Raw genomic sequence first — 21,753 nt, 5'->3', positions numbered from 1 at the left:
TTCCGGGGTTTTCCCCGGCCCCAGCTGGAAAAAGGCTTATCCGGAGCTAACGGGCGAGGTGGTTATGGTAGGGGCTCCACTGGACACCACCAGAGCCGATAGGGGAGGTGCGGCTGAGCCTGTGGATCGGGGAGGAGTGCTGCGGCGCTTTCTCAGGTCGGCGGGTGAGCCGAAATCCGTGACCGACATTGCTGACCGTTCTTCCAAAGCCTCCGCACCGACCGCGACCTTCGCCTCCGATGCGGAATCCCAGGCGTGGACCCCGCCCACATGGGAAGAGATCGTCAGCACGCACAGCGGCCGCGTCTACCGCCTCGCCTACCGGCTGACGGGAAACCAGCACGACGCGGAGGACCTCACGCAGGAGGTCTTCGTCCGTGTCTTCCGTTCGCTGTCGACCTACACGCCCGGCACCTTCGAGGGCTGGCTGCACCGCATCACGACCAACCTCTTCCTGGACATGGTCCGCCGCAAGCAGCGCATCCGCTTCGACTCCCTCGGGGACGACGCGGCCGAGCGGCTGCCCAGCCGTGAGCCCTCGCCCCAGCAGGTCTTCAACGACACCCACTTCGACGCGGACGTCCAGCAGGCGCTGGACACCCTCGCGCCCGAATTCCGGGCCGCCGTCGTCCTCTGCGACATCGAGGGCCTTTCGTACGAGGAGATCGCGGCGACGCTCGGCGTGAAGCTGGGCACCGTGCGCAGCCGTATCCACCGCGGGCGCTCCCACTTGCGCAAGGCGCTGCGGCACCGCTCGCCCGAGGCGCGCGCCGAGCAGCGGTCCCTCGCGGGCGCCGGGGCCCTCCTGGCCGGGGAGGGCGGCACGGCGTGAGCCAAACGGATCCGACCCCCGCGGAACAACACCTGGGGGACCGCCTCGCCGCGCTCGTCGACGGCGAGCTGAAACACGATGCCCGCGACCGGGTGCTCGCCCATCTCGCGACCTGCGCCAAGTGCGCGGCCGAGGCGGCCGCCCAGCGCCGCCTGAAGAACGTGTTCGCGCAGGCCGCCCCGCCCTCGCCCTCCGAAGGCTTCCTGGCCCGCCTCCAAGGGCTTCCGGGCGGACCGCCCGGGGATGACGACGACCGGCAGGGAAGACCCGAGGGCGCCTCCGGACGGTTCGGTGACGGATTCTTCCCGGGGACGCGCCCACCGGGCGGCCGGGCGGACCTCACCACCGGTCCCGGCCCCCTGGACGGCTTCGGCTACCTCCCGACCACCCACGGCGGGGCCGCGGCGCTGCCCTCGTCCGGCGCGGGCTTCCGCATCCACGAGGTGGGGCGCGAGGGGGACCGCTCGCCGTGGCGGGGCCGCAGGTTCGCCTTCGCCGCCGCCAGTGCCGTCTCGCTGGCCGCCATCGCGCTCGGCGGCGCCCTCCCGACGACCACCGGCGAGACCCCGACGCGCGCCTCCGGTTCGGGCAACAGCGTGACCCCGGCGGGCGCCGATGCCCGGACCGGCGGCTCCGTCCTGGCCGGCCGGCGGAACGGGCCGGGCCAGGGCGCGCGCACCATGTCCGGTCAGGCGGACCGCTCGGTCTCCCTCGCGGTGAACACCGTGTCGGCCGGGTTCGCCGCCCCGTCGCCGCTGGGCACCGGCCGCCTCTCCGGCAACGCGTACGGGCTGGGCCTCCGCTCCGGCACGTCCGCGATACGCCCCGGCGGGGCCGGTTCGCTGCTGGGCCGGACCCAGGGCGGCGGGCTCGATCCGATCCCGTCCGCCGCTGCCCCGGAGCCCTCCCTGCCCCCCACCTCCGCCGCCGCGAAACCGGCTTCCCCCGACCACGGACTGCCCCTCGCTCCCCGTCGCTGATCCCGTACCCGCTACGGGATGCGCGGCCCCGGCCCAAACCTGGTTGAATTCCGGCAGGATTTTCGGGAGGGACGCCCCTGCGGGGGCGTGCGGAGGGCCGGTTGCGGCAGTTGCGGGGAGAACATGGACGACGGGAAGCCGACCGAGCCCAAGGCGAAGTGGTGGAGCCGGCCCACAGCGGGGCCGGCCACGGCCGGCGAGGCCCCGGAGCCTCCCGTCGAGGACGCGGCGCCCGAAGACGCCTCGGACACCGCCCCCGATAGCGTCCCCGAGGCCGCCCCGGACACCGCCCCCCGCTCCGGGCAGCCGCTGCACGAGCCGGACCCGTACGGCACCCCGCCCTACGGCGGCCCGGGCCCGTGGGCGCCCGCCCCTCCCGTACAGCGTCCGACACCGGCGCACGGCACCCCGGTACCCCCGCCGTACGCGGGGACGAACGGCGCGGGGATCTCCGTCGCACCGGACCACCCCACGGCCCAGACCTTCACGCCCCCGGCACCGCCGCAGCACCCGCAGGAAGCCGCCCACCCGCCCGCCCCGCAGTGGCAGAGCTACGACCCCTGGGGCGCGCCCCGGCAGCCGCTCGTCACCCAGCCCGGCCCCCCGCTCCCCGACGGCCGGCGGAAGAACCGGCGCGGCGCGATGCTGATCGGCGCGCTGCTCCTGGCCCTGGTCGCGGGCGGCATCGGCGGCGGCATAGGCGCCTACATAGAACGCAACGGCGGTCTCACCACCGTCGAACTGCCCCAGGACGAGCGGGACGGCGGCGGCCGCGCCCCGGACAGTGTGGCCGGTATCGCGGCCAGCGCCCTGCCCAGCGTGGTCACCCTGCACGTCAGCGGCGCCACCGAGTCCGGCACCGGCACCGGCTTCGTCCTCGACGACCGGGGCCACATCCTCACCAACAACCACGTCGTCGCCCCGGCCGGTTCGTCCGGCGAGATCACCGTCACCTTCAGCGGGGGCGAGACCGCGACCGCCGAGGTCGTCGGCAAGGACAGCGGTTACGACCTGGCCGTCGTGAAGGTCAGCGGCGTCTCCGGGCTCAAGCCGCTGCCGCTGGGCAACTCCGACAACGTCCAGGTCGGCGACCCGGTCGTGGCCATCGGCGCCCCGTTCGACCTGTCCAACACCGTCACCTCCGGCATCATCAGCGCCAAGGACCGCCCGATCACCGCGGGCGGCGAGAAGGGCGACGGCAGCGACGTCAGCTACGTCAACGCGCTCCAGACCGACGCGCCGATCAACCCGGGCAACTCCGGCGGCCCGCTGGTGGATACCGACGCCCATGTCATCGGCATCAACAGCGCCATCCGCGCCGCCGACAGCGGTTCGGCAGGCGAGGGCGGCCAGGCCGGGTCCATCGGCCTCGGCTTCGCCATCCCGATCAACCAGGGCAAGCTCGTCGCCGAGCAGCTGATCAACACCGGCAAGGCGACCCACCCGGTGATCGGCGTCACGCTCGACATGAAGTACACCGGCGACGGCGCCAAGGTCGGCGGGAGCGCGCAGGGGTCCTCGCCGGTCACGGCGGGCGGCCCGGCCGACAAGGCGGGCATCGAGGCGGATGACGTCATCACCGAGGTGGACGGGGAGCGGGTGCACAGCGGCGAGGAGCTCATCGTCAAGATCCGCTCGCACCGGCCGGGCGACCGGCTCGATCTGACCGTGACCCGCGGTGGTAAAGACCTGTCCATAACTTTGACGCTGGGCTCGGCAACCGGCACCTGACCGCCACGGGAAGCTACCGTGCGGACAGATTCGCCGGGTACCGTGTTCGATGTCCGGACCTCATCCGAGCTGGTCGCGGAGAATACGAGGAGCCGCAAGGTGTTCAACGACATAGGTGCACTCGAGCTGCTGACGCTCGCGATTCTCGGCGTGCTCGTCTTCGGTCCGGAAAAGCTGCCCAAGGTCATCCAGGACGCCTCCCGCTTCATCCGCAAGATCCGTGAGTTCTCGGAGAGCGCCAAGGAGGACATCCGCACGGAGCTGGGCCCGGAGTTCAAGGACTTCGAGTTCGAGGACCTCAACCCCAAGACGTTCGTCCGCAAGCAGCTCATGGACGGCAACGACGACCTGGGGCTGAAGGAGATCCGCGAGAGCTTCGACCTGCGCAAGGAGATCACCGAGGTCACCGACGCGGTGAACGGACGCTCCACCGCGTCCGTCGAGGCGAAGACCGGCGTGTCGGGCGGTGCCTCGGTCACGGCCGCGAACGGCTCGAAGGGCGCTCCGGACCTGCTCAAGAAGGGCGAACAGCCGCCGAAGGACACCCCGCCGCCGTTCGACGCGGACGCCACCTGAGGGCTGCCAATCCCGGGTCGCCCGGACGGTATGGCTATTCTCCATCTGTCCGGTTGTGAGGCGCCCGCGGGGGCGGGCCGCTCCGGACCCACGGATCGAGGAGGCGGCCGGGCTGATGGAGACGACGAGTCGGGTGGGCGCACAGGACGCGCCGGAGGCGGTGGAGGCGGTCCCGGCGGCCCGGCTCATGGTGGTCGACGGCTATCTGAAGGCCCCGTTCCCCTGGTACGCGCTGGACGAGGCGTTCACCGGTCCGCGCCGGCTGATGCCCCTGGGCACCGCCGCCGATGGCGAGGTGCAGCACGGCTCCATCGGGCACGGCGACGAGCCGTTGGTCCGGGCCGACTCCGGCGCGGAGAAGCAACGGTTCGCGGTCGTGGTGACCGTCGCCAGCAGCCCCGTACGGCGCAGTGGTGACGGCACCGGGGTCCTGGAGGCGACGACGGTGTCCTCCGCGGCCTGGCTGGCCGGTTCCGGGCTGCTGTCCTGCACCTGGCCCCCGCAGCTCGACCACACCCTGCGCGACGACTGGCTGGACCAGCAGACGGAGACCGCGTTCGAGCTCGCCGACGATCTGGAGGGCCCCGCCTGGTCGGCGCTGTCCCTGCCGGTCGACGGCGTCCCGGTCCCCTTCCACTACCGCGAGTCCGAGTTCGGCTGGGTGCTGGCCGGCTCCGCGCCCGGCGGGGTGCACATCGGCGCCTACGGGCGCGGGATGAGCGCGTACGGGCTGGGCTTCTCGGTGGTCGAGGACATCGAGGCGTACGCGTAACGCACGCGACAACGGGGAAGGCCGGGGCCCTCGGGTCCCGGCCTTCCCCGTGTCCGTAAACGAGTCAGAACTTGTTGCGCGGGGTGATGCCCAGCGACATGCCCGACAGGCCGCGCTGACGGCCGCTCAGCTTGCCCGCGATGGTGCGCAGCGCCTTGCCGGCGGGGGAGTCCGGGTCGGACAGGACGACGGGCTTGCCCTCGTCGCCGCCCTCGCGCAGCCGTACGTCGATCGGGATCGCGCCCAGCACCGGCACCTCGGCGCCGACCGTCTTGGTCAGCCCCTCCGCGACCTTGGCACCGCCGCCCGAGCCGAAGACGTCGACCATCTCGTCGCAGTGCGGGCACGGCATGCCGGACATGTTCTCGACGACGCCGACGATCTTCTGGTGGGTCTGCACGGCGATCGAACCGGCCCGCTCGGCCACCTCGGCGGCGGCCTGCTGCGGGGTCGTGACGACCAGGATCTCCGCGTTCGGCACCAGCTGCGCCACCGAGATCGCGATGTCACCGGTGCCCGGCGGCAGGTCGAGCAGCAGCACGTCCAGGTCGCCCCAGAACACGTCGGCCAGGAACTGCTGGAGCGCGCGGTGCAGCATCGGGCCGCGCCAGACCACCGGGGCGTTGCCCGGGGTGAACATGCCGATGGAGATGACCTTCACGCCGTGCGAGGACGGCGGCATGATCATGTTCTCGACCTGGGTCGGACGGCCGTCCACGCCGAGCATCCGGGGCACGCTGTGACCGTAGATGTCCGCGTCCACGACACCGACCTTGAGCCCGTCCGCCGCCATCGCCGCGGCCAGGTTCACCGTCACCGAGGACTTGCCGACGCCGCCCTTGCCGGAGGCGACCGCGTACACCCGGGTCAGCGAGCCGGGCTTGGCGAACGGCACCTCGCGCTCCGCCGTGCCGCCGCGCAGCGAGGCCGCGAGGTCCTTGCGCTGCTCGTCGCTCATCACGTCGAGGGTGACGTCGACCCGCGAGACGCCCTCGACGCGGGCCACCGCGTCGGTCACGTTCCGGGTGATCGTCTCGCGCATCGGACAGCCGGAGACGGTGAGGTACACCGTGACAGCGACCACACCGTCAGGATCGATGTCGACCGATTTCACCATGCCCAGCTCGGTGATCGGACGGTGGATCTCGGGGTCGTTCACTGTCGCCAGTGCCTCAAGCACCGCGTCTTCCGTAGCCATACGGACGATGGTACGGCGCCTTGCCGTACGCGCGGGTAGCCCCGTCAGCGGTCTTCGTCACTCTCGGCGGACCACAGCGCGCGGCGGTCGTCCAGGTCCTTCACCAGGTCCTCCAGCTCGGACCGGATCCAGTCCCGGGTGGCGACCTCGCCGAGGCCCATCCGCAGGGCCGCGATCTCCCTGGTCAGATACTCGGTGTCGGCGATGGAGCGCTCGTTCTGCTTGCGGTCCTGCTCGTGCGTGACCCGGTCCCGGTCGTCCTGCCTGTTCTGCGCGAGCAGGATCAGCGGAGCCGCGTACGACGCCTGGAGCGACAGCATCAGGGTCAGGAAGATGAACGGGTACTGGTCGAACCTCAGGTGCTCGGGCGCGAAGATGTTCCACGCCACCCACACGATGATGATCAGCGTCATCCAGACGATGAACCGGCCGGTGCCCAGGAAGCGCGCGATGCGCTCCGAGAACCGGCCGAACGCCTCGGGGTCGTACTCCGGAAGCAGCCGCCGGCGCGGCGCCTTCGGCTGGTCGAGCCGGTTCCTCGGCGTACGGGTCAGCGCCGTCGAACCGTTCGACGCGCGGGTGCGGTCGTCACCGGTCACGGAGCACCCCCTCGCGGCCCTGGAAGTCCGTCTCCCGCCAGTCCTCCGGCAGCAGGTGGTCCAGCACGTCGTCCACGGTCACCGCGCCCAGCAGCGAACCGCTCTCGTCCACCACCGGCACCGACACCAGGTTGTACGCCGCCAGATAGCTGGTCACCACCGACAGCGGGGTGCCCGGCGGCAGCGGCACCAGATCGCTGTCCAGGAGCGAGCTGACCAGCGTGAACGGCGGGTCCCGCAGCAGCCGCTGGAAGTGCACGGTGCCCAGGTACTTGCCCGTCGGCGTCTCGTCGGGCGACCGGCACACGTACACCTGCGCGGCCAGCGCCGGTGACAGGTCCGACTGGCGCACCCGGGCCAGGGCGTCGGCGACCGTGGCGTCCGGGCGCAGGATGACCGGCTCCGTCGTCATGAGGCCGCCCGCGGTGCGCTCCTCGTACGACATCAGCCGCCGCACGTCCGCCGCGTCGCCCGGGCGCATCAGCGTCAGCAGCCGCTCCTTGTCCTCCTCGGGCAGCTCGGAGAGCAGGTCGGCCGCGTCGTCCGGGTCCATCGCCTCCAGGACGTCCGCCGCGCGCTCCTCCTGGAGCTTGCCGATGATCTCCACCTGGTCGTCCTCGGGCAGCTCCTCCAGGACGTCCGCGAGCCGGTCGTCGTCCAGCGCCGCCGCGACCTCCGCCCGGCGCTTCGGGGTCAGGTGGTGCAGCGCGTTGGCCACGTCGGCGGGGCGCAGCCGCTCGAAGGTCGCCACCAGGGACTCGGCGCCCTGCCCGTGCTCCTCCAGCGAGAAACCCTTCACCGCCGACCACTCGACGGTCAGCGTCTCGCCCTTGCGGCGCAGCGCCCCGCCCCGGCCCTTGCGGACGAAGTACTTGTCGATCTCCCAGTCCCGGCGGGCGGGCAGCTGCTGGATGGCCACGTCCAGGATGGTGACCTCCTCGTCCGTCTCCACCAGGCGCACCCGGCGGTCGAGGAACTCGCCGAGCACCAGGCGTTCGGTGGGCCGCTGCTCGAAGCGCCGCATGTTGACCACGCCCGTGGTGATCACCTGCCCCGACTCCACGCCCGTCACCCGGGTCATCGGCAGGAAGATCCGCCGCCGGCTCACCACCTCGACCACCATGCCGAGCAGCCGGGGCGGACGGCCGCCGACGCGGAGCATCGCGACCAGGTCGCGGACGCGCCCCACCTGGTCGCCGTTGGGGTCGAAGACCGGCACACCGGACAGGTGCGAGACGAAGACCCGGGGCGTCACCGGCGTCATCCCCGCACCTCCTCGCTCACCTCCGGACGGCCCCCGGCCGCCCGCTTCCGACAGTTGTCGCGCTGTGACGACGTGATCAGGCTAGCCCGTGCGCACGCGGACCGCCCCGGCTGGCCGTCCGTACGGCTCCGGGTCGGATGGCGTAGGCCACCCGGGTACGCTGCCGTCTGCCACCCCCCACCATGGATACGAGAGGCAGTGCGCCTGTGACCTCTTCCGCCCCGGCCGTACGGGCCCGCCGCCGGAACGCATCCCTCGCCGTCGCGCTCTGCGCGGGGCTGACCGCGGCGCTGACCGCGTGCGGGGGCGAGGACCCGGACGAGGGGACCAACGGCGTCGGCAAGCTCTCCGCGCCGGAGATCGAGAAGAAGGCGCGGGCCGCGACGGACTCCGCCGACGCGGTGCGGCTCGCCGGGACGCTGGTCAGCAAGGGCGGCACGTACAAGATCGACATGCGGCTCAAGAACAAGGGCGGCGCCGGTTCCGTCACCTCGAAGAACAGCACCTTCACGCTGCTGCGCATCGACGACGAGCTCTATCTCAAGGCCGACGCCGGCTTCTGGAGCCACGAGGACGAGGGCAAGGCCGACACCGGCGAGGACGGCACGGCGGCGGCCGACAAGCTGGAGGGCAAGTACGTCAAGGTCCCCGAGGGCGACCCCACGTACAAGCAGCTGAGCGGCTTCACCGACAAGAAGGTGCTGCTCGACGGGATGCTCACGCTGCACGGCAAGCTCACCAAGGGCGACCGCGACAAGGTCGCCGGGGTGCGCACGGTGCGGATCATGGGCGGCGAGGGCGCGGGCGGCGCGCTCGATGTGGCGCTGGAGGGCAAGCCGTATCCGCTGCGCTTCGCCCGGGGCGGCGGCGGAGGCGTGATCACGCTCGCCGACTGGGGCAAGGACTTCACGCTGAAGGCCCCCGCGGAGGACGAGACCGTCGACTACGGCAAGCAGCTCCCGAAGACCTCGTCCTGAGCGCCGCTACTTGCGCAGGGAGCGCTTCAGCAGGCGCGGCAGGCCCGCCGGGACGGGCAGCCGGGTCGTCGCCGTCGTCGGCAGCGGCGCGGCCGCCCCGGAGGTCTCGGGCAGTTCGGTCCGGGCGTCCAGGGGCGTGAGCCGGACGACCCGGCACTCACGCGCCCAGCGGTCCGTCATCCGCTCCGCGTCCGGCGCGTTCAGCCGCTTGCCCTTCAGCTCGGCGACGGCGGCCTCCCACTCCTCGGAGTGCGGGGCGAGCACGGTGACCGAGGCGGACCAGGCGACGAGGCGGCCGCCCTTGTCCTTGCTGCGGACGGTGACCTCGGCGGTGGCGCCCTCGGTGAGCCCGGCCGGGAGCGGCTGCTCGCCGGGGCCGTCGCCGACGAGGTGGGCGGCGCCCTCGTGCCATACGTGCCACAGCGCCCGCGCCGCACCGGTGCCACGCACCCAGACGAGGCCCGACTTCTTCGTGGCCTCCTCGACGAGGGCCGGCCCGAACAGCGTGTCAGCAGCAGTCATGGGGCAGAGCTTAACGGGGACGCTCAGAGCCAGCCGTTGCGCTTGAGCATGCGGTGGATGGAGAAGCAGACCACACCGATGAAGCCCATCACCATCGGATAGCCGTACGTCCAGCCCAGCTCGGGCATGTGCTTGAAGTTCATGCCGTAGACCCCGCAGATCATCGTCGGCACGGCGACGATCGCCGCCCAGGACGTGATCTTGCGCATGTCCTCGTTCTGCGCGACGGTCGCCTGCGCCAGGTTGGCCTGGAGGATGGAGTTCAGCAGTTCGTCGAAGCCGATGACCTCTTCCTGGACCCGCACCAGGTGGTCGGCGACGTCCCGGAAGTACTTCTGGATGTCGGGGTCGATCAGCCGCATCGGCCGTTCGCTCAGCAGCTGCATGGGGCGCAGCAGCGGGGAGACGGCCCGCTTGAACTCCAGCACCTCGCGCTTGAGCTGGTAAATCCGCCCGGCGTCCGAGCCGCGTGCGCTTCCCTTGTCCGGCGTGGAGAAAACCTCGATCTCCACCTCGTCGATGTCGTCCTGCACCGCGCCGGCCACCGCGATGTAGCCGTCGACCACATGGTCGGCGATGGAGTGCAGCACGGCGGAGGGGCCCTTGGCCAGCAGCTCGGGGTCGTCCTCCAGGCGGTGGCGCAGCGCGCGCAGCGAGCCGTGGCCGCCGTGCCGCACGGTGATGACGAAGTCCCGGCCGGTGAAGCACATGACCTCGCCGGTCTCCACGACCTCGCTGGTCGCGGTCAGTTCGGCGTGCTCGACGTAGTGGATGGTCTTGAAGACGGTGAACAGCGTGTCGTCGTACCGCTCCAGCTTCGGGCGCTGGTGGGCGTGGACCGCGTCCTCCACGGCCAGCGGGTGCAGCCCGAACTCCCGGGCGATGCCCGCGAATTCCTCCTCGGTCGGCTCGTGCAGACCGATCCAGGCGAAGCCGCCCTTCTCCCGGACCCGGAGCATCGCCTCGCGGGCCGTGCGGCAGGTGCCGTCCGTCTCGGCGAGCCGGCGGCCGTCCCGGTAGACCGCGCAGTCGACCACCGCGCTGGAGGCGGACGGGTCGCGGGTGGTGTCGTAGCTGTTGTGCAGGGGGTGCTCTTGCGCAGGGAGGGGCGCACGACGGCGCGCAGGTCACGGATCATCGACATGGCTGGCTCCTTCACGGAGGGCCGTCGTCGGGGGGCCTGGAACAGCCCGGAATGGGGACGTGGACTCACATCCGCAAAGCGGGCGGCACCGCGGCGACAGGACGACGGCGTTCGCTACAGACAGGTGAAAGGCTGTGCTCTTCCGTCGTGCGACATGCCAGGGCCCCGACCGGGTGTCAGATCACACGGAGGGGCGTCCGGCGGAAGAGCGGTTGGTACTGCACGATCGACTCGGATCCACCGCAGCCCCACCTCCTCCTGCCGGTCCCCCGTGGGGGATGACGTAGCGCCGGGACTTGAGAGCGACGCTTCAGCGTGCTGTCCCGGGCCGACACCCCAGGCTAGCAGCCAGTACAGGGCCAATCCCTTACTTTGCCCGTTCCATACGCGACCTATGCTCGCGGCATGGCAGAAATTCTTGCTCTGGTCGAGGCGCGTCTGCGGACGGCCCTGGGTGAACCGGACGCGCGTGCGGCGGTGACGTTTCTCGGGACTGACCGGATCGAAGTGCTCCGGTTCATCGACGGAGACATCGTGCGGTACGCCACGCTCGGCATGTCCGCCCAGCCGATGTCCGACCCGACGGCCGTCGTGGCCGACCCGCTGAAGGGCCCGCGCGCCGAGCTGGTCCTGTCGGTACGGGGCGGCCTGGCCGACACCGACCAGGTGCTGCGCACGCTCGCGGTGCTCGCGGCCTCGCCCCAGGTGGAGGGCCTGGTCGTGGCGCCCGGCGCGTCGCTGGACGTCGGCGAACCGCTGTGGCCGGGCGCGCCGTTCACCTCGGTGCTGGTCGCGGAGAGCGGGGGGCTCGTGGAGGATCTGGAGCTGGACGAGCCCTTGGAGCCGGTCCGCTTTCTGCCGCTGCTGCCGATGACGCGGAACGAGGCCGCGTGGAAGCGGGTCCGGGGTGCGCAGGAACTCCAGGAGAAATGGCTGTCGCAGGGGACCGACCTGCGCGATCCCCTGCGACGTTCCGCGAATCTGGACTGACGGCGTCAGTTGGCGAAGACCGTGACGCCGTCCTCCGTGGCGTGCTTCGGCTCCAGCTCCTCCGCCTCGTGGGTCAGCGCGGAGCGCCGTACCCAGACGACGAGCGCACCGACCAGCGAGGCGGCGGCGGCGACCACGAACGGGATGTGGATGTCGCTCCACTCCTCGATCTTCGGGGCCAGGTAGGGCGCCGCGGCGGCGGCGAACCAGCGGACGAAGTTGTAGCCCGCACTGGCCACCGGGCGCGGCGCGTCCGAGACGCCGAGCGCCAGCTCCGTGTACACGGTGTTGTTCATGCCGATCAGCGCGCCGGACACGATGGTGCAGACGATGGCCGTGGTGTGGCTCCCGTAGCCCAGGACCACCAGGTCCGCGGCGAGCAGCACCAGCGAGGCGCCGAGCACCTTGAGCGAGCCGAACCGCTGCTGGAGCCGGGGCGCCACGAGCACCGAGAAGACCGCGAGCAGCAGGCCCCAGGCGAAGAAGACGGCGCCGGACTTGTACGGCGTCATGTTCAGCACGAACGGGGTGAACGCCAGGATCGTGAAGAACGCGTAGTTGTAGAAGAACGCGGACGCCGCGACGGAGGCGAGTCCGCCGTGTCCGAGCGCCTTGACCGGGTCGAGCAGTGAGGTCTTACGGGCGGGCTTGGGCTGCTCCTTCAGGAACGCGGTGATGCAGACGAAGCCGATCGCCATCAGCGCGGCCGTCCCGAAGAACGGGTAGCGCCAGCTGGCGTCACCGAGCAGGGCGCCGAGGAGCGGCCCGCACGCCATGCCGAGGCCGAGCGCCGACTCGTACAGCAGGATCGCCGCCGAGCTGCCGCCGGCCGCCGCGCCGACGATCACCGCGAGCGCGGTCGAGACGAACAGCGCGTTGCCCAGGCCCCACCCGGCCCGGAAGCCGACCAGCTCGCCGACGGACGACGAGGTGCCGGAGAGCGCCGCGAAGACCACCACGAGCGCCAGCCCGGCCAGCAGCGTCTTGCGGCCGCCGATGCGGCTGGAGACGAAGCCGGTCACCAGCATCGCGACGGCGGTGATCAGGAAGTACGAGGTGAAGAGCAGCGACACCTGGCTCGGCGTCGCCTCCAGGCCCTTGGCGATGGACGGCAGGATCGGGTCCACCAGGCCGATGCCCATGAACGCGACGACGGAAGCGCCCGCCGTGGCCCAGACGGCCTTCGGCTGGCGCAGGATGCTGACCGGCTCCTGGTTGAACGGATCCTCTCCCGTTACTGCCTCTGACGGCATGGGCCTCTTCCTCTCCACTGGCTCCACTGGATCGATGCGTTATGCACAGAATAAGTTAGAGAAGCTAATGAATGCAAGTTACATCTAAATTCTCCGAGGGCGGCCCGGTGACCCGCCGGTGCGCGGGGTAGAGGGGCTGGGTGCGCGGCGCGCAGGGGTGATCGTCCTTGACGCGGCGACGGCCGGAGAGGACCGTGGGAAGGTATGAGGGGCGAACCGAGTTGCCCGAAGTGCGGAGGCCGGGTCAGGGCGCCGGGGCTCTTCGCCGACACCTGGCAGTGCGACGAGCACGGCAGCGTGCACCCGCTCCAGCCGGTCGTCCCGCCGAGCGTCGAGGCGCTCGGCGTCGCGGTGCACCGCGCGCAGGTCCCCGTGTGGATGCCCTGGCCGCTCCCCGTCGGCTGGCTGTTCACCGGCGTGGCCAGTGCGGGGGACGACCGCACCGGCGGACGCGCCACCGCCGTCGCCTGCTCCGGACCCGGACCGCTCGGCGGCATGGGCGAACTGCTGCTGGTCGCCGAGGAGCTGGGCGTCGGGCTCGGCGCGCGGTACGCCGGCATCGACGGACCGGACCCCGGGCCCCTGCTGCGCGTCGACGGCCCCCCGGACTCCAAGGTGCTCGCCGCCGGACGTCCCACCCCCCTCTGGCACGTCAGGCACGCCCCCGCCGACCGCGCCGTCTTCGCGGGCGAGGCGCGCGGCCTGTGGCTGTGGGCCATCGTCTGGCCCGAGCAGTCCGGGCTGCTGATGTACGACGAGCTGGTGCTCACCGACCTGCGGGACGCCGGGGCGGAGGTGGACCTGGTGCCCTGCGGCGCCCTCACCCCCGCCTGCTGACGGGCCCCTGACGGAGGGCCTTCGCGCCGTCCGGACCAAGCTCGCGCGCCGGTTATCCTGGGGTGTCCCCCGTCCGGCCGCGAGCACTGGAGTACGCGTCGTGCGCATCGATCTGCACACCCACTCCACCGCGTCGGACGGCACGGACACCCCCGCCGAGCTGGTGCGCAACGCCGCCGCAGCGGGCCTGGACGTCGTCGCCCTCACCGACCACGACACCGTGCGCGGCCACGCCGAGGCCGCCGCCGCGCTCCCCGAAGGACTCACCCTCGTCCCGGGCGCCGAGCTGTCCTGCCGCATCGACGGCGTGGGCCTGCACATGCTGGCGTACCTCTTCGACCCCGAGGAGCCGGAATTTGCCCGCGAGCGCGAGCTGGTGCGCGACGACCGGGTGCCGCGCGCCCGGACCATGGTCCGCAAGCTCCAGGAGCTGGGCGTCCCCGTCACCTGGGAGCAGGTCGCCCGGATCGCCGGAGACGGCTCCGTCGGCCGGCCGCACGTCGCCACCGCCCTCGTCGAGCTGGGCGTCGTCCCGACCGTGTCCGACGCCTTCACGCCCGACTGGCTCGGCGACGGCGGACGCGCCTACGCGGACAAGCACGAGCTGGACCCCTTCGACGCGATCCGGCTGGTCAAGGCCGCGGGCGGCGTCACCGTCTTCGCCCACCCGGCCGCCGTCAAGCGCGGTCGTACGGTGCCCGAAGCGCGGATCGCCGAGCTGGCCGCCGCCGGGCTCGACGGCATCGAGGTCGACCACATGGACCACGACGAGCCCACCAGGACCCGGCTGCGCGCACTCGCCCGCGAGCTCGGGCTGCTGACGACCGGCTCCAGCGACTACCACGGCAGCCGCAAGACCGTGGAGCTCGGCGCGTACACCACCGACCCCGAGATCTACGGCGAGATCACCCGGCGCGCCACGGGAGCCTTCCCGGTGCCGGGCGCCGGCGGACCCGTCACCGCGTAACGGCACCCGCTCGTTCTCTTCCCCCACCCCGCCGCCGTCCGGCATGTCCGGGCGGCGGTGCGGTGCGCCTCTTCCCCGCGGTCACCCGCACACCCGCTCACTCCCCACAAGGCTCACCCGTGTTCGACGTCGCTGTCTTCGGATCCCTTTTTCTCACCCTTTTTGTGATTATGGATCCGCCCGGAATCACCCCGATCTTCCTCGCCCTCACCGCGGGCCGCCCCGCCAAGGTGCAGCGCCGGATGGCCCTCCAGGCCGTCGCCGTCGCCTTCGGCGTCATCGCCGTCTTCGGCGTGCTCGGCCAGCAGATCCTGGACTACCTGCACGTCTCCGTACCGGCGCTCATGATCGCCGGCGGGCTGCTCCTGCTGCTCATCGCGCTCGACCTGCTGACCGGCAAGACGGACGAGCCGACGCAGACCAAGGACGTCAACGTCGCCCTCGTACCGCTCGGCATGCCGCTGCTCGCCGGGCCCGGCGCGATCGTCTCGGTGATCCTCGCCGTGCAGCACGCCGACAGCGTGGCGAGCCAGGTCTCCGTCTGGACGGCGATCCTCGCCATGCACATCGTGCTCTGGCTGACCATGCGCTACTCGCTGCTGATCATCCGCGTCATCAAGGACGGCGGCGTCGTGCTCGTCACCAGGCTGGCCGGGATGATGCTGTCCGCCATCGCCGTACAGCAGATCATCAACGGCGTCACCCAGGTCATCCGGGGCAGCTGACCCGGACCCGGACGCAACAGCGCCCCCGCACGATCGTTCCGTGCGGGGGCGCTTCGTCTTCGTTACGTCGACAACTCACATCGGCAAGGTGTTATGAAGCCGGACTTTCGGCCGGTCGGATATAGATGCGCTGGCCCGTAGCCGCGGCCTGCTGCACGATCCGCTTGACGGAGGCGGCGTCCACGACGGTGCTGTCCACGGCGGTACCGTCGACATCGTCGAGTCGCATGATCTCGAAGCGCATAGGGCTTCCCTTCGTCTGATCCTCCTGCTGGAGAACTACTGGGAGGACGGTGTCCCGTCCGCAAGGATGAGGAGCGCCAGGCATGCCTGTCGTGCGCCCCACGGTGGTTACAACGGCTTGCCTCCTGCAATCATTCCCTACGCTAAGGAAAATTTTCGGATGTCTAAGTACCGGCCGGTAATCAGGCGTGCGGGCACTCCCGTCGGCGCGACGGGACGCGCATGAACGACGCGGAGATCGGCGAGCGGCTGGACCGCACCAACGCCCTGCTCGAACGCGTACTCGCCGAGGTCTCGAAGACCCCGTCGACCCACGCGATCTTCGTGGACGCGGGCTATGTGTACGCCGCCGCCGGGCTGCTCGTCACCGGCACCGAGGACCGGCGCTCCTTCGACCTCGACGCCGAGGGGCTGATCGAGGCGTTCATCGACAAGGCCCGCACCATCTTCGCGGACAGCCGGCTGCTGCGCGTGTACTGGTACGACGGGGCCAGGCGCCGCATCCACACCACCGAGCAGCAGACCATCGCCGAACTCCCCGACGTCAAGGTCAGGCTGGGCAACCTCAACGCCAACAACCAGCAGAAGGGCGTCGACTCCCTCATCCGCACCGACCTGGAATCGCTCGCCCGCCACCGGGCCATCAGCGACGCCGCGCTCGTCGGCGGCGACGAGGACCTCGTCTCGGCCGTCGAGGCCGCGCAGGGCTACGGCGCCCGCGTCCACCTCTGGGGCATCGAAGCGGGCGAGGGGCGCAACCAGGCGGAGCCGCTGCTCTGGGAGGTGGACAGCCAGCGCACCTTCGACCTGGACTTCTGCCGCCCCTACGTGACCCGACGCCCCGTCACCACCTACGAGGAGGACGCCCCGGCGCCCTCCCGCGAGGACGTCCACTTCGTCGGCGCGCAGATCGCGGCCGCCTGGCTCGCCGCGCGCGGCCGGGAATCCCTGGCCGACCTGCTGCCCGGCCACCCCTTCCTGCCGGGCTCGGTCGACCAGGACCTGCTGCACGAGGCGGAACGCCTCCTCCAGCGCTCCCTGCGCGGCCACCCTCCGCTGCGCCGGGCGCTGCGCGACGGCTTCTGGCAGCACCTCCAGTCGCAGTACTGAGATCCGCCGGTACGGGGACTTCGGGCAGGGCCTACAGGCCGTCCCAGAACGAGACGAGCGCGGCGGCGGTCGCCTCCGGCCGGCCCGTGTTGGGGGAGTGCTCGGCGCCCTCGATCCGGGTCCGGCGCGCCCCGAGCCGTACCGCCATCTCGTCCAGCACCGGCACCGGCCAGACGTCGTCCACCTCGCCGGAGACGACATGGACCGGCAGCCCGGTCGCGGCGAGCTCGGCCACCCGGTCCGGCTCGGCGGCCAGCTGGCGGCCCGTCGCGATCAGCTGGGCCGGACGGTGGAGCAGCCAGCGCCGCCGCAGCTCCTCGCCGCCCGTCTCCGCCTCGGCCGGCGGGTCGAAGGCGCGCATCGCGTCCCAGACGGCGTCCATGGTCATGGTGGCCAGCGCGTCACCGAGGATCTTCAGCTTCACCTGCTGCGCCTCGACCACCTCGGCGGGCCCCGACGACATCAGGGTCAGCGAGCGGAACGGCGCCGCGTCCAGCAGGACCGCGGCCCGGCAGAGCTGGCCGCCGAGCGAGTGCCCCAGCAGGTGCACCCCGCCCTCGCCGACGCCGAGCGCGGCCGTCTGCGCGAGCACGTCACGGGCCAGCTCCTCCTGCGCGTACTCCCGGAGGTCGTCCGTCCCCGGGCTCTCGAACTGCCCGCGCCCGTCGACGGCGACGACCCGGTAGCCCGCCTCCGCGAGCGGTTCCAGAAGCGCGATGAAGTCCTCCTTGCTGCCGGTGTACCCGGGCACCAGCAGGGCGGTACCGCGCGGGGCCCCGACGGGGGCCGCGTCCAGCACGGCGAAGTCCCCGCGCGCGGTGGGCAGCGCACGGGCGCGGGCGCAGGAGGGCGGGATGAAAGTGGGTGGCCGACTCATGGAACGAGGTTAAGACGTCCCGCGCGTCAGCGGATGACGGGCGGGCCCGTCGGGGAGCGGTGGGCGGCGGGGTCCCGGGAACGGCGGGCGGCGGGGTCCCGCGCGCCCGCGACGGAAGGGCGGGCCCCGTCCGCGAATGGCGGGCGGCCCCGGGGAAGGGATCCCCGGGGCCGCCCGTCAGGTGCTGCGTGGTCCGCTCAGCCTTCGGCCTTCGCGGTGGCGCGCGGTGCCCGGCGTCGGCGCGGCTTGGCCTCGCCCTCGGCGGTCGCGGTCTCCGCCACGGCCTCCGTCTTCGGCTTGGACGCCGTACGCGTGCGACGGCGGACCGGCTCGGGCTCGGAGATCGGCGCGATCTGGAAGTCGACCTCGTCCTCGACCGGCTTGATCACCCGGCGGCGGCGCGGCCGGGTGACGGCGGGCGCCTCCGGCTCGGCCACCCGCGCGGCCTGGACCACGGCCTCCTCGGCCACCGGCTTGGCCGCGCGGGCCCGGCGGCGACGCGGCTTGGCCTCGCCCTCGGCGGTCTCGGTCTCCGCGACGACCTCGGCGGCGACGGCCTCCGTCTTCGGCTTGGCGGTCCGGGTCCGGGTGCGCTTCTTCGGCGCGGCCTCGGCCTCCGGCTCGGCCACGACGGCCGCGGGGGCCTCGGCCACAGGGGCCTCGGCCACAGGGGCCTCGGCCACGGCGACCGCGGCCTTGGCGGCGACGGCCTCCGCCGCGATGGCCTCCGCCGCACCGGCGCGGGTGCGCCGGCGGCGGCGCGGGGTGCGCGGGGCGTCGGCCGCCGCCTCGGCCTCGGCGGCCGGGGCGGGCACGGTCGCGGCGCCCTCGGCGACCGACGAGCCACCACGGGTGCGACGGCGCTGCCGCGGGGTGCGCGGGGCGCGCTCCTCGCGGGCGGCCGGGGCGGCGGACTTGCGGCCGCGGCCGCCCGTCTCGCCCAGGTCCTCGATCTCCTCGGCCCCGAGACCCGCGCGGGTGCGCTCGGCACGCGGCAGGACACCCTTGGTGCCGGCCGGGATGTCGAGGTCCTCGTAGAGGTGCGGGGAGGTGGAGTACGTCTCGACCGGGTCCGGGAACTTCAGGTCCAGGGCCTTGTTGATCAGCTGCCAGCGCGGGATGTCGTCCCAGTCCACCAGCGTGATCGCGATGCCCTTGGCGCCCGCGCGGCCGGTGCGGCCGATGCGGTGCAGATAGGTCTTCTCGTCCTCGGGGACTGGTAGTTGATGACGTGCGTCACACCCTCGACGTCGATACCGCGGGCGGCGACGTCGGTGCAGACCAGCACGTCGACCTTGCCGTTGCGGAAGGCGCGCAGGGCCTGCTCGCGGGCGCCCTGGCCGAGGTCGCCGTGGACCGCGCCGGAGGCGAAGCCGCGCCGCTCCAGCTGCTCGGCGATGTCCGCCGCGGTGCGCTTGGTGCGGCAGAAGATCATCGCGAGCCCGCGGCCCTCGGCCTGGAGGATGCGCGCGACCATCTCGGGCTTGTCCATCGAGTGGGCGCGGTAGACGTACTGCGCCGTGTTCTTGACGGTCGTGCCCTCGTCGTCGGGCGAGGTGGCGTTGATGTGCGTCGGCTGCGACATGTAGCGGCGGGCGAGCGAGATGACCGCGCCCGGCATGGTGGCCGAGAACAGCATGGTCTGGCGCTTCGCCGGCAGCATCGTGATGATGCGCTCGACGTCGGGCAGGAAGCCCAGGTCCAGCATCTCGTCGGCCTCGTCGAGGACGAGCGCGCGGACCTTGGACAGGTCCAGCTTGCGCTGGCCCGCGAGGTCGAGCAGCCGGCCGGGGGTGCCGACGATCACGTCGACGCCCTTCTTCAGGGCCTCGACCTGGGGCTCGTAGGCCCGGCCGCCGTAGATCGCGAGGACCCGCACGTTGCGCACCTTGCCGGCGGTGAGCAGGTCGTTGGTGACCTGCTGGCACAGCTCGCGGGTGGGCACGACGATGAGGGCCTGCGGGGAGTCGGTCAGCTCCTCCGGCTTCGCGCGCCCGGCCTCGACGTCGGCGAGGACGGTGACGCGCTCCAGGAGGGGGAGGCCGAAGCCGAGCGTCTTGCCGGTGCCGGTCTTGGCCTGGCCGATGACATCGGAGCCGGAGAGGGCGACCGGGAGCGTCAGCTCCTGGATGGGAAAGGGGGACGTGATGCCGACGGCCTCAAGGGCCTCGGCCGTCTCGGAAAGAATCCCGAGGTCTCGGAACGTAGTCAGGGTGCTGCCTCTTCTGTGAGACGCGGTCCGAGGCGAACGAAGGGGGTCGTACCGTGCCGGGGTTGGTCATCCGGCGGATGTGCCGGGTGGCGCGGGACCACTGCCGTCGCTCGAGCGCTCGTGCCGCTGAGGGGGCCCCTCATCTGCGGTCGTACGTGTGCACGCACCGCGTGGAGGGCTGTCGGGTCGGAGCCGATCGGGCCACCGACCGGGCATCCTCATTCAATTTCGCGCCACGAGCGGATGCAAAGTGCTCAGTAAGCGCATTACCACTGTACCCCGGATCCGCGCATCTGTGTTGGGCGAATTCGTCGGAACGGTGTGACGTCGGTCGTCGGGCAGGCCCTTACGCCGCTGCCCGGGCGGGCTATTCTGCGCTGCATGGAGACGCCTGACAACGCCAATGAAGCCCCCGCGACGACCCGGATCGCCGACCAGGACTGGGCCACCGCGGCCGCGCAGCCGCAGTACCGGGCCGCCGTCGTGGATCTGCTGGGCGCCCTCGCCTACGGGGAGCTGGCGGCCTTCGAGCGGCTGGCCGAGGACGCCAAGCTGGCGCCGACCCTGGCCGACAAGGCGGAGCTGGCGAAGATGGCGTCCGCCGAGTTCCACCACTTCGAGCAGCTGACGCAGCGGCTCACCGCCATCGAGGTCGAGCCGACCGCCGCCATGGAGCCCTTCGCCCGGGCGCTGGACGACTTCCACCGCCAGACCGCCCCTTCGGACTGGCTGGAGGGCTTGGTCAAGGCGTACGTCGGCGACTCGATCGCCAGCGACTTCTACCGGGAGGTCGCGGCCCGCCTGGACTCCGACACCCGCTCGCTCGTCCTGGCCGTGCTGGACGACACGGGCCACGGGAACTTCGCCGTCGAGAAGGTGCGCGCGGCGATCGAGGCGGACCCGAGGGTCGGCGGCCGGCTGGCGCTGTGGGCGCGGCGGCTGATGGGCGAGGCGCTGTCGCAGGCGCAGCGGGTGGTCGCGGACCGCGACGCGCTCTCGACCATGCTGGTCGGCGGGGTCGCCGACGGCTTCGACCTGGCGGAGGTGGGCCGGATGTTCTCCCGGATCACCGAGGCGCACACCAAGCGCATGGCCGCCCTGGGGCTGGCCGCGTAACAGGCCGGGTCGTCAGGCCAGGGGGTCAGGCGGCGGCCGACCGGCGCAGCCGGCGGCTGCGGGGGCGGATCAGCAGGGACACCGTCACGGCGGCGATCAGCACGGCGCCCACGATGACGGCCGCCTCGTGGTCCCCGCCGAGCACCGAGTGCATCAGGGACGCGCCGAACAGGCCGCCGAGCGCCCCGGTGCCGAACACGGTCCGGCGGGCCGGCAGCCGGCCGGGGAGCGAGCGCAACGCCGCCCAGGAGAGGACCACTCCGAGCACGACGGCGCTCACGGTTTCCAGGATCACGGACGATCACCTCGCAGATATACGGAACGGGTCCTTCGGTTCTGCTGGTACTACCCGTGAGCGACCGCTCACAACCCTCCGGCGCACAGGCTTCGCCCAGCCGCCGCACAGCCGGCCCCGGGCGCGGGCACCGGAACGAGGAGCGGCCCGGCGGGAAATCCCGCCGGGCCGCTCCTCGCGTTCGTACGCTCTACAGCGCGCCGAACCCCACCCGTCGGGTGCTGGGCTCACCGATCTCCACGTAGGCGATCCGGTCGGCCGGCACCAGGACCTTGCGGCCCTTCTCGTCCGTGAGGCTGAGCAGCTGCGCCTTGCCGGCGAGAGCCTCGGACACCGCGCTCTCGACCTCTTCGGCGGAAAGCCCGCTCTCCAGAACGATCTCCCGGGGCGTGTGCTGCACCCCGATCTTGACCTCCACGGCTATGTCCCTCCGACGGTCAGTCCCTGCGCAGTACGCGCCGTACGCAGCACACATTAGCCCGATGAAGGGACTCGTCAGGCGCCCCCGGCCACGCCCGCAGCGAACACGGACG

The 21,753-nt window shown here is 72.0% G+C and carries 21 protein-coding genes and 2 pseudogenes; 12 read left to right on the top strand and 11 right to left on the bottom strand.

Translation table 11 applies throughout. The annotated features are described in order from the left end of the window. Window positions 1–64 precede the first annotated feature (64 nt). From sigE to NEH16_RS10685, 5 genes are all read left to right on the top strand, one after another. Complete coding sequence (sigE, locus tag NEH16_RS10705; protein WP_199879017.1) at window positions 65–832, top strand: RNA polymerase sigma factor SigE; 768 nt, start codon at window positions 65–67, stop codon at window positions 830–832. Beyond that, entirely contained in the window at window positions 829–1,812 is a 984-nt protein-coding gene (locus tag NEH16_RS10700; protein WP_265541630.1) for a zf-HC2 domain-containing protein, read from the top strand. Before sigE ends, NEH16_RS10700 begins: the two co-directional genes overlap by 4 nt. A 123-nt stretch (window positions 1,813–1,935) precedes the next feature. Beyond that, window positions 1,936–3,543 carry a trypsin-like peptidase domain-containing protein gene (locus NEH16_RS10695; protein ID WP_265541628.1) on the top strand — a complete coding sequence of 536 codons (1,608 nt, stop codon included), beginning with the start codon at window positions 1,936–1,938 and terminating at the stop codon, window positions 3,541–3,543. A 99-nt stretch (window positions 3,544–3,642) separates the two neighbouring features. Continuing rightward, the gene (locus NEH16_RS10690; RefSeq protein WP_073964110.1) at window positions 3,643–4,119 is read left to right on the top strand and encodes a sec-independent translocase; all 477 of its coding nucleotides are present in this window, start codon (window positions 3,643–3,645) and stop codon (window positions 4,117–4,119) included. A gap of 115 nt (window positions 4,120–4,234) precedes the next feature. Continuing rightward, complete coding sequence (locus tag NEH16_RS10685; protein ID WP_265541626.1) at window positions 4,235–4,891, top strand: hypothetical protein; 657 nt, start codon at window positions 4,235–4,237, stop codon at window positions 4,889–4,891. A gap of 64 nt (window positions 4,892–4,955) precedes the next feature. Here the strand turns inward: NEH16_RS10685 and NEH16_RS10680 are convergent, their stop codons facing one another. The 3 genes from NEH16_RS10680 to NEH16_RS10670 are packed head-to-tail and all read right to left on the bottom strand — an operon-like array spanning window position 4,956 to window position 7,952. Beyond that, complete coding sequence (locus NEH16_RS10680; RefSeq protein WP_177153942.1) at window positions 4,956–6,089, bottom strand: Mrp/NBP35 family ATP-binding protein; 1,134 nt, start codon at window positions 6,087–6,089, stop codon at window positions 4,956–4,958. 44 nt (window positions 6,090–6,133) lie between these two features. Then, the gene (locus tag NEH16_RS10675; protein ID WP_265541623.1) at window positions 6,134–6,688 is read right to left on the bottom strand and encodes a DUF1003 domain-containing protein; all 555 of its coding nucleotides are present in this window, start codon (window positions 6,686–6,688) and stop codon (window positions 6,134–6,136) included. Beyond that, window positions 6,678–7,952, bottom strand: a complete 1,275-nt coding sequence (locus tag NEH16_RS10670; protein ID WP_073964106.1) for a magnesium transporter MgtE N-terminal domain-containing protein — start codon at window positions 7,950–7,952, stop codon at window positions 6,678–6,680. The genes NEH16_RS10675 and NEH16_RS10670 overlap by 11 nt, the downstream gene beginning before the upstream one ends. A 206-nt stretch (window positions 7,953–8,158) precedes the next feature. Here NEH16_RS10670 and NEH16_RS10665 point away from each other — a divergent pair, with 206 nt between their 5' ends. Further along, complete coding sequence (locus NEH16_RS10665; RefSeq protein WP_265541621.1) at window positions 8,159–8,929, top strand: hypothetical protein; 771 nt, start codon at window positions 8,159–8,161, stop codon at window positions 8,927–8,929. Window positions 8,930–8,935: 6 nt separating this feature from the next. On the opposite strand, the gene NEH16_RS10660 is transcribed toward NEH16_RS10665, so the two are convergent. Beyond that, window positions 8,936–9,451 carry a hypothetical protein gene (locus tag NEH16_RS10660; RefSeq protein ID WP_073964104.1) on the bottom strand — a complete coding sequence of 172 codons (516 nt, stop codon included), beginning with the start codon at window positions 9,449–9,451 and terminating at the stop codon, window positions 8,936–8,938. Between the two features lie 23 nt (window positions 9,452–9,474). Then, a pseudogene (locus NEH16_RS10655) lies at window positions 9,475–10,595 on the bottom strand (magnesium and cobalt transport protein CorA). Between the two features lie 405 nt (window positions 10,596–11,000). On the opposite strand from NEH16_RS10655, the gene NEH16_RS10650 reads away from it, so the two are divergent. Next, window positions 11,001–11,585 (top strand): suppressor of fused domain protein, encoded by a 585-nt coding sequence (locus NEH16_RS10650; protein WP_265541619.1) that lies wholly within the window; start codon window positions 11,001–11,003, stop codon window positions 11,583–11,585. A 5-nt stretch (window positions 11,586–11,590) separates the two neighbouring features. Here the strand turns inward: NEH16_RS10650 and NEH16_RS10645 are convergent, their stop codons facing one another. Further along, window positions 11,591–12,838: an MFS transporter gene (locus NEH16_RS10645; RefSeq protein ID WP_265541617.1), complete on the bottom strand. Its 1,248-nt coding sequence runs from the start codon at window positions 12,836–12,838 to the stop codon at window positions 11,591–11,593. Window positions 12,839–13,042: 204 nt separating this feature from the next. Between NEH16_RS10645 and NEH16_RS10640 the strand changes: the two genes are divergently transcribed. From NEH16_RS10640 to NEH16_RS10630, 3 genes are all read left to right on the top strand, one after another. Continuing rightward, window positions 13,043–13,675: a DUF6758 family protein gene (locus tag NEH16_RS10640; RefSeq protein ID WP_265541614.1), complete on the top strand. Its 633-nt coding sequence runs from the start codon at window positions 13,043–13,045 to the stop codon at window positions 13,673–13,675. Window positions 13,676–13,775: 100 nt separating this feature from the next. After that, a complete protein-coding gene (locus NEH16_RS10635) occupies window positions 13,776–14,642 on the top strand; it encodes a PHP domain-containing protein (RefSeq protein WP_265541612.1) in 867 nt (288 codons plus the stop codon). A 119-nt stretch (window positions 14,643–14,761) separates the two neighbouring features. Then, a complete protein-coding gene (locus tag NEH16_RS10630) occupies window positions 14,762–15,367 on the top strand; it encodes a MarC family protein (protein ID WP_073964098.1) in 606 nt (201 codons plus the stop codon). 91 nt (window positions 15,368–15,458) lie between these two features. Here NEH16_RS10630 and NEH16_RS10625 read toward each other — a convergent pair whose 3' ends face one another. Further along, on the bottom strand, window positions 15,459–15,611 hold the full coding sequence (locus tag NEH16_RS10625; RefSeq protein WP_018105503.1) for a hypothetical protein: 153 nt from the start codon (window positions 15,609–15,611) through the stop codon (window positions 15,459–15,461). A gap of 221 nt (window positions 15,612–15,832) precedes the next feature. On the opposite strand from NEH16_RS10625, the gene NEH16_RS10620 reads away from it, so the two are divergent. After that, complete coding sequence (locus tag NEH16_RS10620; RefSeq protein ID WP_073964097.1) at window positions 15,833–16,720, top strand: NYN domain-containing protein; 888 nt, start codon at window positions 15,833–15,835, stop codon at window positions 16,718–16,720. A gap of 31 nt (window positions 16,721–16,751) precedes the next feature. On the opposite strand, the gene NEH16_RS10615 is transcribed toward NEH16_RS10620, so the two are convergent. Together NEH16_RS10615 and NEH16_RS10610 are read right to left on the bottom strand one after the other, a co-directional pair. Continuing rightward, window positions 16,752–17,597 (bottom strand): alpha/beta fold hydrolase, encoded by an 846-nt coding sequence (locus NEH16_RS10615; protein WP_265541610.1) that lies wholly within the window; start codon window positions 17,595–17,597, stop codon window positions 16,752–16,754. A 197-nt stretch (window positions 17,598–17,794) separates the two neighbouring features. Then, a pseudogene (locus NEH16_RS10610) lies at window positions 17,795–19,719 on the bottom strand (DEAD/DEAH box helicase). A gap of 471 nt (window positions 19,720–20,190) precedes the next feature. On the opposite strand from NEH16_RS10610, the gene NEH16_RS10605 reads away from it, so the two are divergent. Next, entirely contained in the window at window positions 20,191–20,925 is a 735-nt protein-coding gene (locus NEH16_RS10605) for a ferritin-like fold-containing protein (RefSeq protein WP_073964094.1), read from the top strand. A 25-nt stretch (window positions 20,926–20,950) separates the two neighbouring features. Here the strand turns inward: NEH16_RS10605 and NEH16_RS10600 are convergent, their stop codons facing one another. Both NEH16_RS10600 and NEH16_RS10595 read right to left on the bottom strand, forming a co-directional pair. Continuing rightward, complete coding sequence (locus tag NEH16_RS10600) at window positions 20,951–21,220, bottom strand: hypothetical protein (RefSeq protein ID WP_265541607.1); 270 nt, start codon at window positions 21,218–21,220, stop codon at window positions 20,951–20,953. Between the two features lie 190 nt (window positions 21,221–21,410). Beyond that, window positions 21,411–21,638, bottom strand: coding sequence for a DUF3107 domain-containing protein (locus NEH16_RS10595; RefSeq protein WP_024490505.1), 228 nt, complete (start codon window positions 21,636–21,638; stop codon window positions 21,411–21,413). Between the last annotated feature and the right edge of the window lie 115 nt (window positions 21,639–21,753).

It is taken from the genome of Streptomyces drozdowiczii (assembly GCF_026167665.1).
Lineage (GTDB): Bacteria > Actinomycetota > Actinomycetes > Streptomycetales > Streptomycetaceae > Streptomyces > Streptomyces drozdowiczii_A.
The sequence above is the reverse complement of the archived record's forward strand: the minus strand, read 5'-3'. Positions and strand labels throughout refer to the sequence as shown.

What these genes read in the sequence shown, in the direction of transcription:
- sigE (WP_199879017.1), top strand. Translation starts at nt 65, where the DNA reads ATGGTAGGGGCTCCACTGGACACCACCAGAGCCGATAGGGGAGGTGCG.
- NEH16_RS10695 (WP_265541628.1), top strand. Translation starts at nt 1,936, where the DNA reads ATGGACGACGGGAAGCCGACCGAGCCCAAGGCGAAGTGGTGGAGCCGG.
- NEH16_RS10685 (WP_265541626.1), top strand. Translation starts at nt 4,235, where the DNA reads ATGGAGACGACGAGTCGGGTGGGCGCACAGGACGCGCCGGAGGCGGTG.
- NEH16_RS10680 (WP_177153942.1), bottom strand. Translation starts at nt 6,089, where the DNA reads ATGGCTACGGAAGACGCGGTGCTTGAGGCACTGGCGACAGTGAACGAC.
- NEH16_RS10670 (WP_073964106.1), bottom strand. Translation starts at nt 7,952, where the DNA reads ATGACGCCGGTGACGCCCCGGGTCTTCGTCTCGCACCTGTCCGGTGTG.
- NEH16_RS10660 (WP_073964104.1), bottom strand. Translation starts at nt 9,451, where the DNA reads ATGACTGCTGCTGACACGCTGTTCGGGCCGGCCCTCGTCGAGGAGGCC.
- NEH16_RS10650 (WP_265541619.1), top strand. Translation starts at nt 11,001, where the DNA reads ATGGCAGAAATTCTTGCTCTGGTCGAGGCGCGTCTGCGGACGGCCCTG.
- NEH16_RS10645 (WP_265541617.1), bottom strand. Translation starts at nt 12,838, where the DNA reads ATGCCGTCAGAGGCAGTAACGGGAGAGGATCCGTTCAACCAGGAGCCG.
- NEH16_RS10640 (WP_265541614.1), top strand. Translation starts at nt 13,043, where the DNA reads ATGAGGGGCGAACCGAGTTGCCCGAAGTGCGGAGGCCGGGTCAGGGCG.
- NEH16_RS10625 (WP_018105503.1), bottom strand. Translation starts at nt 15,611, where the DNA reads ATGCGCTTCGAGATCATGCGACTCGACGATGTCGACGGTACCGCCGTG.
- NEH16_RS10620 (WP_073964097.1), top strand. Translation starts at nt 15,833, where the DNA reads ATGAACGACGCGGAGATCGGCGAGCGGCTGGACCGCACCAACGCCCTG.
- NEH16_RS10615 (WP_265541610.1), bottom strand. Translation starts at nt 17,597, where the DNA reads ATGAGTCGGCCACCCACTTTCATCCCGCCCTCCTGCGCCCGCGCCCGT.
- NEH16_RS10605 (WP_073964094.1), top strand. Translation starts at nt 20,191, where the DNA reads ATGGAGACGCCTGACAACGCCAATGAAGCCCCCGCGACGACCCGGATC.